Raw genomic sequence first — 14,742 nt, forward strand, 5'->3', positions numbered from 1 at the left:
TAGCTAATTAATAACGGGCTCGAAGCCACCAACCAACGTGAGGCGCACCAGGTATTGGCCGTTTTCCTCCTCACCCAAAAAATCGACCTCATAGCCGGCCTGCCGGGCGGCGTCTTCGAGCAGGGAGGCGTCGATAAAGAGCCAGGGAAACGGCTCACCGGTCTGGTCTTTATACTGAAAAGTGTAGCTGATTTCGCCGTAGTACGGCCCGTTGAGGTTGAAAATCAGCGCGCCTTCTTCGTCTTCGTAGAGGTAGCTGATGTCGGATGACGTGGCCAGAATCTGGCCATCGGGTGCGAGCAGGCTGCGGGTGTGCATCAGAAATTTATCAAGCCCAGCGAGGGTGCCGGCCAGGCCCAGGCCATTCATCAGCATCAGAATGGTGTCGTAGGGCCGTTCGTCGGGGCCGCGCGGGGCCATAATGTCGTGCTGGGCCACTTGGCGCACGCCGCGCGCCTGCATCACCTGCACGGCACCGGCCGAGTGGTCCACGGCCCGCACGTCGGCAAAATTGCGGCTTTGTAGCTCCAGAGAGTGGCAGCCGGCGCCGGCACCCAGGTCAAGCACGCGGCCGCGGCATTCGTCGAGGGCCTGGCGTTCCAGCTCGGGCATGGCCAGCAGGGTGCGGAAGAAATAGGCGGCGGGCAGCGGCTCGTCATCGGCGGCGCTGCACTGCACGGTGAGCGTGGCGGCGTGGTGCCCGTGCTGGTAGTCGAGCAGGGCCTGGCCGATGAGGTCGGGGGCGGGGTGGGGCATACGGAGGGGGGTAGGCATGGCCAAAACTGCGCGGTTGAACGTAAACAGCGCCGGGCCGGCCAGCAAAGGTCCGCCAGCTTTTCGCTTTTTACTTTTCCTCATGGTCCCTTCGCAGAAAAAAGGCCAGCTTCCCACCAAAACCTGCACCACGTGCGGCCTCTCTTTCGAGTACCGCAAGAAGTGGCGCAACAACTGGCCGGAGGTGAAATATTGCAGCGAGAAATGCCAACGCAATAAGCCGGTCCCTACCCCCTCTGCCTGACCCCAAGCCCGTTAACTTTCTTATCCCCGCCCCTCGCCAATGGCTTCCAACCTCGACTACCTCAATCCCGACCTCCAGCCCCTCGTGGAGAAAGTAGAAGCCTACCTCGCCGCCAAAGAAGACCTGCGCAAGCTCAGCGTGGCCGAGCGCAACGAGGCGACCCACGATGCGGCCGTGGCGCAGTCGGCCGCCGAATTCGAGCAGCGCCCGCCCACCGGCTCGTTCGACCAGCACGCCGACGAGCTGACCCTGCGCCACCAGGATGCGCAAGATGCGGTAGATAAGCTCACCCAGGATATTCTGGCCCTGCTCCCAACTCGTGACGAGTGGGTGAAAGTCAACCTCGGCTACGGCCCCAGCCGCGTCGGTGCCTGGCGCGTGCCCAACGCGCAAGACCCTAAGGCTGAGCACTACGAGCTACGTGTAGTGATGTAAATATCCCTAAAAGAACGTCATGCTGAACACAGTGAAGCATCTCGTAAGCAGTCGTTAGAGTTATAGGACTTACGCACTCGTCGGTATTAGCGCTGGAATGAGGGGTTTGGCTAGCAACTGGCGCAGATAAGGAGCCCACTGCTGCTGATGGGCTTGGTACAGGGTTTGGGCGGTTTGGCGGGCAAACTGGCGCAAGGACACCCAGGCCAGGTAGCAACAAGCCAAGTGGTTGCGCTGGGCCTGGGCACGGCGGCACTGGCATTTTTCAGCCCCGGTGAGCTGCTTGAAGCTGCGGTGAAACTCTTCCACCTGCCAGCGCGTGCGGGTCGTGACTTCGACGAGTTGCTGGGTCAGGGTGAAGGCGAAGTTATTGGTCACGACCCATTCAATGTCGCCGTTGGCGGCGACCAGCTTGAACAAACGCACCGCAAACGGCACCTGCTTTAAGCGCACTTCCAACCCCGTGCTCCACCCGCCCGGCGGCGGGTCCACTGCGTCCAGGGCTTGATAGCCCGTCTCCTTGTTCGCACTCACCAACCGGTTGCTTTTCAGGGTCGTGAAAAACGTCCAACCGGCGCGGTGAATGCGCTTCAGGTTCTCGCTGCCGCTGTACCAGGCATCGAACAAGAGGGTGCGGGCCTGGATTTTGTCTTCGGCCACCACGTGGGCGAACATGGCCTGGAAATGCTCGTTCTTGCTCAGCGCATCCTGCTGCGGGGCGTACACGCGGTAGTCCAGGGGCAGAAAATCACCGGCCTCCCCACTGCTGTGCACCAGGTTGACCAAGCAGATGCCGGTCACCAAGCCGTGGGCGGCGCCGGAGTACTGGCGCTTGGCCACCTCGATAAAACGGCTGTAGCGCTTGTCCTGCACACTGTCGTCGACGAACAAAAAGGCCTCGGGCGAGTCACTCAACAAGGGTAGCACCAACTCCCGCAACTGCGTGGGTGAGAACGAGCTGCGGCGCAAAAACCGGTTCACTTGGTCGTGGCTCACCTGCGGCAAGTGCTCGGCAAGGTGCGTGCACGTATAATTGCGGGGCGTACTGAGCAGGTACTCGATGTAGGTTGCTTGCGTCACCATTGGGCTAGGCTTTTTCTCAAGTTACCACCAAGTGCGTAAGTCCTAAGTTAATAACCCTATCGATTCAAGCGAGATGCTTCACTGCGTTCAGCATGACGTTCTGCGCTGATTCGTGTTGCAGCTCAGTGGCTCGCGTACCAGTCATAGCCCTGCTCGGCCCAGTAATCGGCGGGCTTGGTGTCGGCGAAGGCGATGGTGCCGATGCGCTTGAGGTGCTTAATGCCGTATTTGAGAGGCGTGACGAGGCGCAGCGGCGCGCCGTGCGGCAGGCTCAGCGGCTGGCCGTTTATCTCGTAGCAGAGCAGCGTTTGGGGATGGATGGCGCTGAGCATGTCGAGACCCACGTAGTATTCTTCGTCGGGGGTAACGAGGCTGACGTAGGGTGCCAGGTCGGCGGGCGGGTTGGTTATATCCTTGACGGGCTGGCCACTACGGCTCGCCAGCGGATACTTGGCCAGGAAGTCGGAGAAGCGCGCGCCGGCCCAGTTCACCACGATGCTCCAGCCCTCGATGCACTTAAGCTCGGTCGTCATTTCGACGCGGGGTAGGGCCTGAATATCGGCCAGCGTGAACTGCTGGGCCGGGCCGCCGCCGTAGGGTTTCACCACCATGCGCCAGGCGGCGAGGTCGAGGTCCGACTCCAGGCCGGCGCTGCCGTTGGTGCGCACCTTCGCTACCCCCTGGCTTTTGGCAAACTCGGGGGCCAGCCGCGTTTCGCGCAGGTAGTCCTGCGTGAGGCGGCCGTTGGCATTGAGCACCCGGCGAAAAGGCGCGGGCACGCCCTCTATCTGAGGCCGGTTGAGCAGGTAGCGCCAGCCCAGCACGCCGCCCAGGCCCGCCAGCCCCAGGCCGATGAACGAGCGCCGGGTGCGGCGCGTGGCCTCGCGGTCGAGGGCCGAGCCGGGCGGCAGCGTCAGGTCTTGGCTATCGGGCGAGACGTGAGGCGGAATGGGCGTTTCGGAGGGGGTAGGCGGGGTTTCTAGAGCCATAATTTCGGGTAGAATAACGGGTTAATGACTACGCCTTGGCGTCGGGCTCGCGCTGGGCCAGCACGGGGCCGGCCGCGCCGCCGGTGGGCACGTCTTCGATTTCAAAGCCAGCTACCATTGAGCGGAAATTGTTCCAGCCGGCACGGCCCACCTGCGCCACGTGCACGATAAAAAACAGCACGTAGCCAATAGTCAACACGAAATGCTCGACCCGCGCCCCGCCGTAGCCACCCAGCAAATTCGTGAGCCAGCCAAACTGCGTGGGCTTGTAAATGGCCAGGCCCGTGAGCAGTGAGCCTACCCCCATCAGCAGCACGGCCGTGTAGGCAATGCGCTGGGCACCATTATATTTCTGCACCAGCGGGGCCGCTTTGCGCAGGCCCAGGTCGTGGAGCGTCACCTCAATGGCTTCGCGGAAAGAGTCGCGGTTGGGCAGCAGGTAGCGCCACTCGCCGGAGAGAAACGTGTAGCCGACGTAGAGCAAGCCATTGATAAAAAACACCCACATCAGTACGAAGTGCCAGGCCATGCCCTGCGCCAGCTTGTGGTCGAGGTGCACAAACTGATAGAATGACTTCGGAAAAAACTTGTAGAGCGTGGTATTCCCCCAGCCAATGCGGTACACGTCGTTGGCCCAGTAAATCCAAAGCCCGCTCCATATCATCAGCATCAGCACCGGAAAGTTGACCCAGTGAAACCAGCGAATGGCCAGCGGGTGTTTTTCAACGAGTTTTTTCATAAAGAGCAGCGGCGCGTAAGCCCTTACGAAGGTAAGAAGCCGGCTGGCAGGAGCATTGACGCGTTACCAGAAGCAACCTTACAGGCCGCGCCCTTATTTACAGGACTTACGCAAAAGGCGCTTGTCATTGCGAGCTCGCGAAGCAATCGCACCTAAACGACACCCACGCCAGTCGTTCAGCCATCTTGCTGGTGCGATTGCCGCGCTTCGCTCGCAATGACACCTGATTGGCCTCGGCCCTAGGGCTGCTTATACAGCACGCCGCCTTTCATTACTAGGCGCACCTGGCGCAGGGCTTCCACCTGCTGGGTGGGGTCGCCGGCCACGGCCACGAGGTCGGCGAGCAGGCCGGGGGCCACCCGGCCGCGGTCGGCGAGGTGGAAGACGCGGGCGTTGCCGCTGGTGGCCTGGCGCAGCACTTCCAGGGGCGCGAGGCCGTAGTCATGCACCAGCAGCTCCATTTCGCGGGCGTTGTCGCCGTGCGGGAACACGCCCACGTCGCCGCCCATCACCAGCGTCACGCCGGCCTGGCGGGCGGCGGCCAGGGCCTGGTGCTTGACCACCACGCGGGCGGGCGCGGGCTCCTGGCCTTTTTTCCAGCCTTTGTATTGCGAGGTGGCGTCGGTGGCGGCCACGGTGGGGCACAGCGCTACCCCCCGCTGCTTCATCAGGCGGAAGACTTCGGGCGTGCCGCCGTCGCCGTGCTCGATGGTTTCGACGCCGGCCAGCACGGCGCGGCGCATGCCCTCGGCGGTGCTGGCGTGGGCCACTACCCCCCGCCCGGCCGAGCGGGCCGTTTGCACGATGAGCGTCAGCTCTTCGAGCGAAAACGTGGGCTCGGCCGCGTTGTTCAGACCCCAGCGGTAGTCGGCATACACCTTGATGACGTCGGCGCCGTGGCCCAGCTGTTCGCGCACGGCCCGCACCAGGTTGTCCACGCCATCGGCCTCCTGGGCACCCTGGGGCAGGTTTTCGACGGCGGCCAGGTGCGGGCCGTAGCTGCCCGTAGCCACCAGCGCGCGGGTGGCCACCAGCAGGCGCGGCCCCGGAATAATGCCTTCGTTGATGGCCTGCTTCAAACCCACATCAGCGTAGCCCGCGCCCTCAGTGCCGAGGTCGCGGCTGGTGGTGAAGCCGGCCAGCAGCGTCTTTTGGGCGCTCACGGTGGCGCGGGCCGTGCGCAGGGCCAGGGGCTCTTTCAGCACCTGGTCGTCCCAGCTGGTTTCATTATAAGGGTGTAAAAACAAGTGCGAGTGCCCCTCAATGAGGCCCGGCAGCAGCGTGAGGCCCGGCAGCTCCAGGGTGCGCGCGCCGGCCGGGGCCTTCACCTGGGCAGCCGGGCCGGCGGCCGTTATTTTGTCGCCCTCAACCAGCACGGCCCAGCCGGGGTGCAGCGTTTCGCCGTCGAACACGGCGGCGGGGTGCAGCAGCGTGGCCGTTTGGGCGGGGCTGAGCAGGGGTAGCAAGCAGAGGAGGAGGAGCAGGCGCATTTTTTTGGCGGGAGTCGGTGGGGGGTAGCAAAGTACGCTTTGTTTGGGTCGCCCTCCGTGGGTAACCTCACCCCCTAGCCCCCTCTCCTGCGGAGAGGGGGAACTAGTTTTTAGTCTTAGCATCTAGTTTTTAGAGCTAGAGCTAGTTCCCCCTCTCCGCAGGAGAGGGGCTAGGGGGTGAGGTGCGCCCCGCGCTGCCAAAAAAAAGGCCGCCCCGGCAAGCGGAGCGGCCTTTCCTAGCCAAAACGACCTGCCAACTTAGTTAGGCAGCGCGGCTTTGCGGGTCGTCACGGCCTGCTGGGCGCTGGTGAGGGTCGCCACCTGGGCTGCTACCTGCTCGGTATCGACGGCGGCCAGGAAGGCGGCGCTGCCGGTGCGGGCCTGGCCGCGCTCGGCTAGGTTATCCTTGCGGTAGTTGGCACGGCGCAGACGGCTTTCGGTTTGCTTTTTCAGCGCGGTCAGCACATTAGGCACGTTGAGCATGGCCGTGTACGAGTCGATTTCGGCCTGCACGCCGGCCAGGCGGGCGGTTACGTCGCCGAGGGTGCGGCCGGCCTGGCTGGCCGCGTAATCGAGGTTGTCGTTGCGGTGCTGGTAGGTTTCCAGCTCGGTGGCGAGGTCGGCGAGGGCTTCGTCGCACTCGGCTTTGGTGGTGAGCAAGGTTAAATCGAGGGCCATTCTTAAAAAAAGTTTGATGAAGAAAAAATGAATACGCTTCAAATGTAGATAGCCGAATACTTCCTATGCAAACTTTTCCAGTATTTTTTTTAGCGACCACCATCCCTAGCCCGCGGGCGGCAGCAGCGCGGCCAGCCCGGCGGCTTCGGCTTCGAGGGCTTCGGCGCGCAGGCGCAGCAGGTGGTAGCGGGCGGCGGTTTCGCCGTCGAGGTCGGCGGTGGCCTGCTCTTGGCGGCGCAGCAGCCAGGCGCGGGCGGGCGCGTCGGGGGCGGCGGCCAGCAGGGGGGGTAGGGCCTGCTGCCAGCGGCGGGCTATGGTCAGCTGCTGGGTTAGGGTTTTTAATTGGCGGCGCAGCTGGCGGGCGTGGTGCTGGCAGTAGGCGAGGCGGGCGGCCAGCGGGGCGGCATCGGGCGGGGCCAGGTGGGCGGCGGGGTCGGCCAGAGCACTGGCCGTTGGCAGCAACGTGGCCAGCGCTAACAGTGGCTGCTCAGTAGTGGACGCAAAGAGATGCCGCCCGGCTTCTACGTGCGCTACTTGGCCCCTGGTGAGGTGCAGCAACTGGCCCAGTTCGGTTTGGGTAAGACCAAAATACCTGCGCACGGTGGCCGCAAGGGAATTGGAGGGAATGGAGCGACGACCCATGAACGTTAGCGCTAGCTTTTTTTTTGAAAATTTAAAAATAAGCTAGCGCTAACGCCATTCACTGTTTAATGCAGAATTGGAATCCGTTAATAAAAATCAAAGCCAAAAAGTCCACCACCGTCAGCATCGGTGAGGTGCGGCGGGACTATATGTTGTTCAATTGCAAGCTGAGTCACCCGATTTTGCGGCGCGGGAAATTGGTCAGAATTCAGCGCAATGATGTATTGAAAGCCTAATTCTCTCGCTAGTTCAGCACCGTATGCCCATGCTTTCTCATTCTGTCGCTCATCTACTGGGTCGAACAAATGACTGTCGTGAACCAGAAAACTAGGGGTTATTCCTTGCTTGCCTGCCACCTGCATCAGCATCATATCGAAGCAGAAAACCTGCATACTATTCACCCCCCGGCTACTGCGCCCTTGAATCGTAATACTAAATTCCGGCCCATTTTCCGATGGATAAATGCTTAGATTGCCGGGGTCGCTATAAAGCGCCTCTGAGGCAGCTTCGAAAGCCAATACTGCTTCGGTCAGCACGGGCTGGTTTTCCCGGAAGTCTCGCTGCAAGCGGAGAGTCAGTTGTCCTTGCTGAATTTTAAGCTCCGCTACGCGCTGAGCCACTTCCTCCAATAGTTGTTGATTTTGTTTGAGTCGTTCGGTTTGCGCTACCGCCTTGCTTAAGGCAATTTGTAATTGAGTGTGGTGTTCGAGGGCACCGTGCGTTTGCAATAGCTGCATCACTTCGCTACGGCGCGTGTCGAGCTTGCTCAATTGCCGCCGCCGCTCCGCTATCCCCACCTCCACCTCCGCAATTTCGCCTTCTAGGTATAGGCGGCGGTTGCGAACAATGGACTCGTGAAATAGCCTAACTTCTTCGTAGCGCACCCGAACCAAGCTTGGTAGTACCAAGCCGGCCTCTTCATATAGCCGTTCTAAATCGGTGGTTGCCGGGGCATCTTCCGACTGCAATGACTGGCGCAAGTCGGACACGTAAAATTGCTGCTGAGCTACCTCGTCGGACAGTTCATTGAATCGGCGCGTCAGGTGATTAGCTTCCTTTTCGCGCTCCATGTAGTCGGGTAGAATGCGGAATTCTAACAGGGCTTTGGTTAGCCGGTCCACATCCTTTTGGGCCAGTGTGAGCTGCGTAAATACCTGCCCTGGGTCGCCTATGACACTGCTCAATCCACCATCCCGCGCCACCTTCTGGAGCTTTTGCGCCCCAGTTATTTCCTGCCGCAGCCGCTCCCGCTCCTGGCTGATACGCCAATCCAAACCTAGTAAGTACGAAAGCCCTACCCGCACATCGGCGGGCTGTTGCAGAGCAGCTTGTTTGGTAGGTTCGGCCAAGCCGCCATTTTCCGACCGCCGAACAAAATAGCTGAAAAGCTGGCTAAAAGTCGGGCCGTAAGTGCCTAGATTCTCAGCTAACCCAAACATAGCTAGGCCCAACACCCCACGCCATTTTGCCTGGGCAATCTTAGCGCTAGCCTGGCCACGCAACGGGTCGTCGGGCCATTGGGCAGTTGAACCCGCCACCAACTCCACTGCTAGCCAGCCAAAAGTCGCGCCGCTTCGGCTTACCCGTACCTGGGCACCCCGCAAGTCAAATTCCAGCGAAAAAGTATAGGCTGCCAGTTCAGGCTTGCGAAACAAAGATTCGGTGCCGCATTCTTTCCCGAATAGAAAATGAATCAGCATCAGCAAACTCGATTTTCCCGATTTGTTGCGGGTCTGCCCATCGTTGGATTGCTCCGACTTAGCCGAGACAATGACGTTCAGCCCCGGCCGTAGTTCGACAGGTTTAAAAGAAGGCAGGTCGCTGGTAATACGGTGAATCACGAATTTTTTTTCTTAATCCGGGTACCATCTAATGAGACAATGCCAGTGCAAGCCAGCAAGTCGAGAGCGAGGATAAACCAATCGAACGGAACTGCTGCTCCCGCCACTGGCTGCACCTTAAAGTCTTCCCACAGCACCGAAACAGTCTTGGGCTTGTCTAATAGGCTAAGCACCTGCCCCCCAATGGTGAGCAAGGCCCGGTCGGCAGAAAGGTGTTTAGTAGGCAGTATCATGGCGCTTGCCTAAGAAGTAAAGGTGGGAGCCGCCTCAAAGATGTCGCACGTTTGGAAGAAGTGCGCTAATACGGCTATCGCCGCCGTTGGCGACTCGCCCCGGTGGTACGATACGAACGAGAGCAGTTCGGCAAAGATTTCGTTCGGGCCGCTACCCGTGGCCTTCAGGCGCAGATACTCGGCACGTAGCGTTGCGGCTACTTTTTGGCCCAATTCGGGGTCGAAAGTATAAGTATCCAAGAATTGAGCTACCCGGCTTGCAGCCCCGTATCCCCATAGGATAATCTGACGGCTTTCTGGGTTCAGGCCATTCGCGTCTAGCTTACCGTAATCCACTGTCCCGACTGATTCGGTAGCCACCGGAAAAACGCGGGCTACGTTTTCTAGCACCACACGAATTTCGTCGAACGTAATCTGGGAGGGGGGCAGGGATTCAAGAGGTGGGCCGAGCACTAGGGCGATATCAGCTGCTCCGAGGGTAAAAACGATTGTGCGCAGGTCATAAGGGGTGAACTGCCCAATTTGCCTGCTCGGATGCTGCTGCCGCAACTCCAAAAACACAGCCAGCACAGCGGGCGGCACCCCATCCAAGCTATTATGCACTAGCGTCCATTTAGTCAAATGAGCGTCCCAGTGCTGAACCGCGCCCGCAAAATCTTCTCTGATTTTTCGAATCGTTACAGCTACTTCTAATTCCGTTGGTGCATAGACCTGGAATAATTCTTTGGTAGAAATAAGATACCCGTCGTTTTTGCGGTCGCCCTCCCGTCCCCACGGCCTCACCCGCACAAAATCGCCTTGGTACGCCAACGTCATGATGGTAGCAAAGAAATCCTGAAATTCCTCGCCGCGCTTTTTCCGAACAGCTAACTCAAATTCCCTCTCATACCAAGTGCGTGTAATAGAGAGCATAGAGAAGCTGATAAGTAGAAGCAAACAAAGGTAGATAATTCACTACAATTTGCGAGCAAGTTTACTAGCTTATTTTTGTATTTTCAAAAAATAAGCTAGCGCCCTTTTTGGTATGTTAAGAAATTTTTTATTGCCCTTATTTCTATGAAAATCGAAGCCGAGCGCGGCTTAATTTGAGTTGCAATCTAGCCCAAACCCAGCGGCAAGTACTGCGAAACCGCCGGCACCGGCGGTTGCACCGAGGATGAGCGACTAATGCAGCCCCATCTGGCACTGTTGCACTACCTGAATATGCTAGCGTAGTGTCTGTTGTGATTAGGTAGAACGGTTTTCAGCAACTCATACTGCCGCCCGCTACTCGGGCAGCGGCAGCGGCGAAAAGCCAGACTGCGCCTTGCGGGCGAAGTGGGCGGCTACGCGCTCGATGCCGGCGCGGCGGGCGGGGTCGGCGGCCAGCTCGGCATCTTCGCGGCGGCGGTCGAGGTGCATAATGAGGCGCATAATGGCTGAAAAAACACTATTGGGAGCCGTGAGCGGTAGGGCGCGCAGTTCTTCGTTTAAGGCAGCGATGATAGCATTCAGGAGAGCTGGGTCATCCTGCGCCACTACCATTTCCAACAGTAAGTCAGCTTCCTGAAGGGGAGCTTTCCGCTGGCTAGCGGCTTCGAGATAAGTGGTGAAGGCAGACATAGGCGCGTTATACTTCCAGTAGTTCTACCTGGGGCCAGGCAGTAGTAAAGTCAATTCCGGTAATTCGGAACGTAGTATTTGGTAAAAATAAGATTTCCTGCTCATTATCATGCGGGTCGTGGCTGTTAGGACCATAGTACGATAGCGACTCAATAGAGCGGCCGCGCAAGGAGTTTAGCAGGAATAAGCAGTTGTGCGGCCTCGGCGGACTGGTATAATTCAGATGGCGCTCGGCAATTGATATGGAGCGGTTGGCTGACAAAAAAGCGGGCCACGTAAGGCTTTCCGCGGTTTGCGGCGTCCCCCCGGTGAACACCGAACGTAAGCGGCTGAGTTCGGGCGGGCTCAGGTGAGCCGCGCTATACGCGCTGCCTTGGTAAACAGGCATTTTTTGCACGACAGCTACCAGCTCTTGGCTTAGGGCATTAGCCGGCACACCCTGGCTATTGCGCAGTAGCCGGTTGATATTCGTGGAGCCGCTGGCAGTATAGTGGTAAATGAGGGCCTTTTCTTCGGCCGTGAGGTGGGGGTAAGCGGCCGCGTAACCACCGGTTTGCATCAAGCGCAGTTCGGTAGGCAGATACTGTCGCGCATAGGCTGGTTGATTCATTGAATTGACTTTACTCCTATCAATACGCCGGCTTGCCTAGCATCACGGGATGAATTGAAAAATTATTCCCTACCCCTACTGCCCCGGCTGGTACTGCTTCTCCACGTGCTTAGCCACGTCTTCGGGATAAAACCACACGTCTTTGAACTGCCCGGTACAATACAGCGGGGCCTGGTCGGTGAAGTGCGGCGAGGCGGGGTGGCTGCTGGCCCCGCCCGTCACCACGGAGCGGGCCACCACGCGGGGGCCAAATTCCACCACGGCCACGAAGCTGTTGCCTACCCCCCCGTAGCGCCGCTTCGTGCCGGGGTACGTGTGCGCGCCAAACGCGGCCAGCGAGCCCCAGGCCGAGGAGCAGAACGCCACTGGCCGGCTCGGCTGCTGGTCGCTGAAGGTCTCGTCAATGCGGCCCGTCAGGCGCTGGTAGCGGTTGATTTCGCCCCAGGGAATCTGCCACTTGCCAAAGTCGCGGGTCAGCTCAGCCAGGGTTTCGCTCAGGGCAGTGGCTTTTTCGTCGGGCGTGGTGTGCTCAATGATGAACTGGGTGAAGCTGATATAATCCATTGGCTGGCCGGCGGGCACGCGGGGCCGCGCCAGGCGCTGGATGCGCTCGCCCCAATAAATGGCCACCGTCTGGGCCACCGAGGTGGTGTCGTAGCGCAGGTTCCAGCGGCGCAGGACGGGGAGGGCCGCCTCCACGCCGGGGGGTAGGGAGCCGCCGGGCTCATCGAGCAGCAGCTGACAGTCGCGCACCAGCGACGGCAGCAGCTTTTCAAAGCCCAGCAAGTGCGGGTCGTCGGCCGCCGCGATGAGCGTGTCGAGGGTAAAGGCTTTTTTGCGGCTCAGCACGCGCACCGCGTTGAGGGCGCGGTAGTTGTCGGCATCGGGGGCCATGTAGGCGGGATACTGCTTTTTGTCGGGGCTGCTACCCTCCCCCGCCACGGTGAAGGGGGTAGAGTTGCAGTTTTGGATGAAGCCGCTGGCGGGGTTTTTCACCTGCACCAGGTCTTCTACCGGGTGCAGGCCCTGCCACTCGGTGGCCTTGGTGCTGCCGTCCACGGGCTGGGCGTAGTCGTAGCCGGCCGGGCGGCGGGGCATAAAATTGCCGTGCCAGTAGGCGATGGTGCCCTGGTTATCGGCAAAAACGGTGTTGTTGGAGGCGTTGCCGTTCAGGCGCATCACCTGCTGGAAGCCGGCGTAGTCGTGGGCCTTGGTGCGCAGGTAGCTCTGCTCCAGGGCTGCGAGGGGCGTGTCCATCATTTTCACCGTCACCCACTTGTCGCCCACCTTGCCTACCACCGGGCCGTGCGGCGTGCGGTAGGTAGTGAAGCGCCGCCGCTGCCGCTGCCCGTCTTTGAGGTACACCAGCGACAGCGTATCGGTGGGTAGGGGCACTTGCTGGCCTTCGTATTGGTAAAAAAACTTGCCATCCTGCTCGCTCACCGTTTCGAGGTATTCGTCCATCGAATCGGCCTGGCTGGAGGTGTGCATCCAGCCGCAGGTGGCATTGAATCCCTGGTAAATAAAAAATTGCCCCCACGTTACGGCTCCGTAGGCGTTGAGGCCGGCGGCGCTGGTCATCTGCACTTCGGAGCGGAAATAAAACGACGTGTGCGGGTTGATGAGCAGCAACGGGTGCCCGCTGGCGCTCTTGCTAGTCCCGATGGCGAAGCCGTTGGAGCCGGTCGGCTCGTCTTCGCTTTTCTCAAAAGCCAGCCGCGTTTCCGCAGGCGCGGGCGCTTGGTAGGAAGTGCCTTTTTGCGCGCTGTAAAAGGCCTTTAGTCGCTCCAGCGGCACCACGCTCACGTTGCCCCCGATGCTGCCCTCGCTGAAAAGCAGCGGCATCCAGGGCTGAAAGCGGTGCAGCAGCCGGGGCCGCACCGTAGGGTGGGTAGCGAGGTAGTAGTTGGTGCCGTCGGCGAAGGCGTGCAGCAAGTCCTTCATCCAGCGCGGGCCGCGGCCGTAAATCCCCACGGCCCGCGCCGAATCCAGGAACAGGCGCTGGCGCAAATCTTCGTAGAGCGCGGCCTCGCCCCGCACCTCGGCCTGCCGGCCCAGCGCGGTGAGGTAGTTGTCCTCGACCCGCGCGAAATCATCTTCGCACTGCGCGTAGAGCAGCCCAAATACCGCGTCGGCATCGGTCTTACCCGTGATGTGGGGCACGCCCCAGGTGTCGCGCACAATAGTAACGCGCTGCGCTTGCTGCCGCCAGCGCGCTACTTCGGCGGGGGTGAAAGCCTGGGCATGGGCCGCGCCGGCGGCCAGCAACAGAAAGAGCGTACACAGTTTTTGCATCGGGTGGCGGGCCGCTTACCTAAGACTTATCCACGAAACGGCTCTGGTGCAAGTTAGGGCAGTTTCAGATTTGGTGACCATACGGCGGCGGGCTGCCGGCTTTTTGGCCGGCTGTCCGCTCTATGGAAGAACAAGCGGCGCGCCCGACGAGCGGACAGCCGGCCAAAAAGCCGGCAGCCCGCCCCGCGCTACCCCCTCCTCAGCGCCGGAAGCAGGGTCTTTTTCATATACGCCGCGCTTTGGGCGATGCTCTGGTAAGCATCCATCCCGAAGTTTTCCTGCTCCATAAAAATGTGCTGGAGCCCGGCCGTGCCGGCCTGGGCGAAGATTTTGCGGAAGTCAATGGAGCCCGCGCCGACTTCCGTGTTCAGCTCCGGCTTCGCCTTATCCATGTCCTTCACGTGCCAGAGCGGGAAGCGCCGGGGGTGCGCCTGCATCAGCTTGATGGGGTCCTGGCCGGCGCGCACCACCCAGTAGATGTCCATCTCAAAATCAACCAGCTTGGGGTCGGTTTCGCGCAGCAGCACGTCGTAGAGCGCGGTGCCGCCGATGGGCTTGAACTCGAAGTCGTGGTTGTGGTAGCCTAGTTTTAGCCCGGCCGCTTTGCACAGCGCGCCCGCCTTATTAAGCCGCGTGGCCACGGTCTTAAAATCGGCCACCGACGTGCGCAGCTTCTCATCGAGGTAGGGCACGATGACGTAGGTCTGGCCGCAGCCTTTGGCCGCCGCGATGGCTGTTTGCAGCTGCTGCTCATTGCCATCGCTCATGAAGCCACCCAGGTCGTAGTGCCCGCTGGAAGTGCTGAGGCCGTTGGCCGCGAGTGCCGCCCGGAACTCGCCCGGCGTGAGGCCCCAAAAGTACTTCTCGGGGCTGTAGCCGTAGGTTTCCACTTCCTGATAGCCCGCCTGGGCCACCTTGGCCAGCGTGCCTTTCACGTCCTGGCCAATAGTTTCGCGCAGCGAATACAGCTGCAAGCCTATTTTGAGCGGGGCCGGCGCGGCGCGCAGCAGCACCGGCCGCACCAGGGCGGCGGCGGAAAATAAACCAGCTTGCTTCAGGAAATCTCGGCGTTGCGTCATGGCAGGGG

General features: G+C 60.5%; 15 protein-coding genes. 1 reads left to right on the forward strand and 14 read right to left on the reverse strand.

Annotation, left to right across the window (positions count from 1 at the left end; genetic code table 11):
- Positions 1-3 precede the first annotated feature (3 nt).
- Positions 4-774: a methyltransferase gene (locus tag A0257_06710; GenBank protein ID AMR29650.1), complete on the reverse strand. Its 771-nt coding sequence runs from the start codon at positions 772-774 to the stop codon at positions 4-6.
- A 283-nt stretch (positions 775-1,057) separates the two neighbouring features.
- Between A0257_06710 and A0257_06715 the strand changes: the two genes are divergently transcribed.
- Complete coding sequence (locus tag A0257_06715; protein ID AMR26830.1) at positions 1,058-1,453, forward strand: hypothetical protein; 396 nt, start codon at positions 1,058-1,060, stop codon at positions 1,451-1,453.
- A 69-nt stretch (positions 1,454-1,522) separates the two neighbouring features.
- Here the strand turns inward: A0257_06715 and A0257_06720 are convergent, their stop codons facing one another.
- From A0257_06720 to A0257_06780, 13 genes are all read right to left on the reverse strand, one after another.
- Complete coding sequence (locus A0257_06720; protein ID AMR29651.1) at positions 1,523-2,422, reverse strand: transposase; 900 nt, start codon at positions 2,420-2,422, stop codon at positions 1,523-1,525.
- A 236-nt stretch (positions 2,423-2,658) separates the two neighbouring features.
- On the reverse strand, positions 2,659-3,525 hold the full coding sequence (locus A0257_06725; protein ID AMR26831.1) for a hypothetical protein: 867 nt from the start codon (positions 3,523-3,525) through the stop codon (positions 2,659-2,661).
- Between the two features lie 28 nt (positions 3,526-3,553).
- Positions 3,554-4,264, reverse strand: coding sequence for a thiosulfate reductase (locus A0257_06730; protein ID AMR26832.1), 711 nt, complete (start codon positions 4,262-4,264; stop codon positions 3,554-3,556).
- A gap of 239 nt (positions 4,265-4,503) precedes the next feature.
- A complete protein-coding gene (locus A0257_06735; GenBank protein AMR26833.1) occupies positions 4,504-5,754 on the reverse strand; it encodes an amidohydrolase in 1,251 nt (416 codons plus the stop codon).
- 258 nt (positions 5,755-6,012) lie between these two features.
- A complete protein-coding gene (locus tag A0257_06740) occupies positions 6,013-6,432 on the reverse strand; it encodes a hypothetical protein (GenBank protein AMR26834.1) in 420 nt (139 codons plus the stop codon).
- A 105-nt stretch (positions 6,433-6,537) separates the two neighbouring features.
- Positions 6,538-7,074: a hypothetical protein gene (locus A0257_06745; GenBank protein AMR26835.1), complete on the reverse strand. Its 537-nt coding sequence runs from the start codon at positions 7,072-7,074 to the stop codon at positions 6,538-6,540.
- 86 nt (positions 7,075-7,160) lie between these two features.
- Positions 7,161-8,915 carry a hypothetical protein gene (locus tag A0257_06750; GenBank protein ID AMR26836.1) on the reverse strand — a complete coding sequence of 585 codons (1,755 nt, stop codon included), beginning with the start codon at positions 8,913-8,915 and terminating at the stop codon, positions 7,161-7,163.
- A complete protein-coding gene (locus A0257_06755; protein AMR26837.1) occupies positions 8,912-9,148 on the reverse strand; it encodes a hypothetical protein in 237 nt (78 codons plus the stop codon). The genes A0257_06750 and A0257_06755 overlap by 4 nt, the downstream gene beginning before the upstream one ends.
- Positions 9,149-9,157: 9 nt before the next feature.
- Positions 9,158-10,060, reverse strand: a complete 903-nt coding sequence (locus tag A0257_06760) for a hypothetical protein (GenBank protein AMR26838.1) — start codon at positions 10,058-10,060, stop codon at positions 9,158-9,160.
- Between the two features lie 354 nt (positions 10,061-10,414).
- Positions 10,415-10,672 (reverse strand): hypothetical protein, encoded by a 258-nt coding sequence (locus tag A0257_06765; GenBank protein AMR26839.1) that lies wholly within the window; start codon positions 10,670-10,672, stop codon positions 10,415-10,417.
- Positions 10,673-10,757: 85 nt separating this feature from the next.
- Positions 10,758-11,309: a hypothetical protein gene (locus A0257_06770; protein AMR26840.1), complete on the reverse strand. Its 552-nt coding sequence runs from the start codon at positions 11,307-11,309 to the stop codon at positions 10,758-10,760.
- Between the two features lie 126 nt (positions 11,310-11,435).
- Entirely contained in the window at positions 11,436-13,655 is a 2,220-nt protein-coding gene (locus A0257_06775; protein ID AMR26841.1) for a penicillin amidase, read from the reverse strand.
- A 188-nt stretch (positions 13,656-13,843) separates the two neighbouring features.
- Complete coding sequence (locus A0257_06780) at positions 13,844-14,734, reverse strand: xylose isomerase (protein AMR26842.1); 891 nt, start codon at positions 14,732-14,734, stop codon at positions 13,844-13,846.
- Positions 14,735-14,742: the final 8 nt, after the last annotated feature.

It is taken from the genome of Hymenobacter psoromatis (assembly GCA_001596155.1).
In the GTDB taxonomy this organism is placed as follows: Bacteria; Bacteroidota; Bacteroidia; order Cytophagales; family Hymenobacteraceae; genus Hymenobacter.

What these genes read in the sequence shown, in the direction of transcription:
- A0257_06760 (AMR26838.1), bottom strand. Translation starts at nt 10,060, where the DNA reads ATGCTCTCTATTACACGCACTTGGTATGAGAGGGAATTTGAGTTAGCT.
- A0257_06770 (AMR26840.1), bottom strand. Translation starts at nt 11,309, where the DNA reads ATGCAAACCGGTGGTTACGCGGCCGCTTACCCCCACCTCACGGCCGAA.
- A0257_06740 (AMR26834.1), bottom strand. Translation starts at nt 6,432, where the DNA reads ATGGCCCTCGATTTAACCTTGCTCACCACCAAAGCCGAGTGCGACGAA.
- A0257_06730 (AMR26832.1), bottom strand. Translation starts at nt 4,264, where the DNA reads ATGAAAAAACTCGTTGAAAAACACCCGCTGGCCATTCGCTGGTTTCAC.
- A0257_06710 (AMR29650.1), bottom strand. Translation starts at nt 774, where the DNA reads ATGCCTACCCCCCTCCGTATGCCCCACCCCGCCCCCGACCTCATCGGC.
- A0257_06715 (AMR26830.1), top strand. Translation starts at nt 1,058, where the DNA reads ATGGCTTCCAACCTCGACTACCTCAATCCCGACCTCCAGCCCCTCGTG.
- A0257_06735 (AMR26833.1), bottom strand. Translation starts at nt 5,754, where the DNA reads ATGCGCCTGCTCCTCCTCCTCTGCTTGCTACCCCTGCTCAGCCCCGCC.
- A0257_06765 (AMR26839.1), bottom strand. Translation starts at nt 10,672, where the DNA reads ATGGTAGTGGCGCAGGATGACCCAGCTCTCCTGAATGCTATCATCGCT.
- A0257_06725 (AMR26831.1), bottom strand. Translation starts at nt 3,525, where the DNA reads ATGGCTCTAGAAACCCCGCCTACCCCCTCCGAAACGCCCATTCCGCCT.
- A0257_06745 (AMR26835.1), bottom strand. Translation starts at nt 7,074, where the DNA reads ATGGGTCGTCGCTCCATTCCCTCCAATTCCCTTGCGGCCACCGTGCGC.
- A0257_06755 (AMR26837.1), bottom strand. Translation starts at nt 9,148, where the DNA reads ATGATACTGCCTACTAAACACCTTTCTGCCGACCGGGCCTTGCTCACC.
- A0257_06775 (AMR26841.1), bottom strand. Translation starts at nt 13,655, where the DNA reads ATGCAAAAACTGTGTACGCTCTTTCTGTTGCTGGCCGCCGGCGCGGCC.
- A0257_06780 (AMR26842.1), bottom strand. Translation starts at nt 14,734, where the DNA reads ATGACGCAACGCCGAGATTTCCTGAAGCAAGCTGGTTTATTTTCCGCC.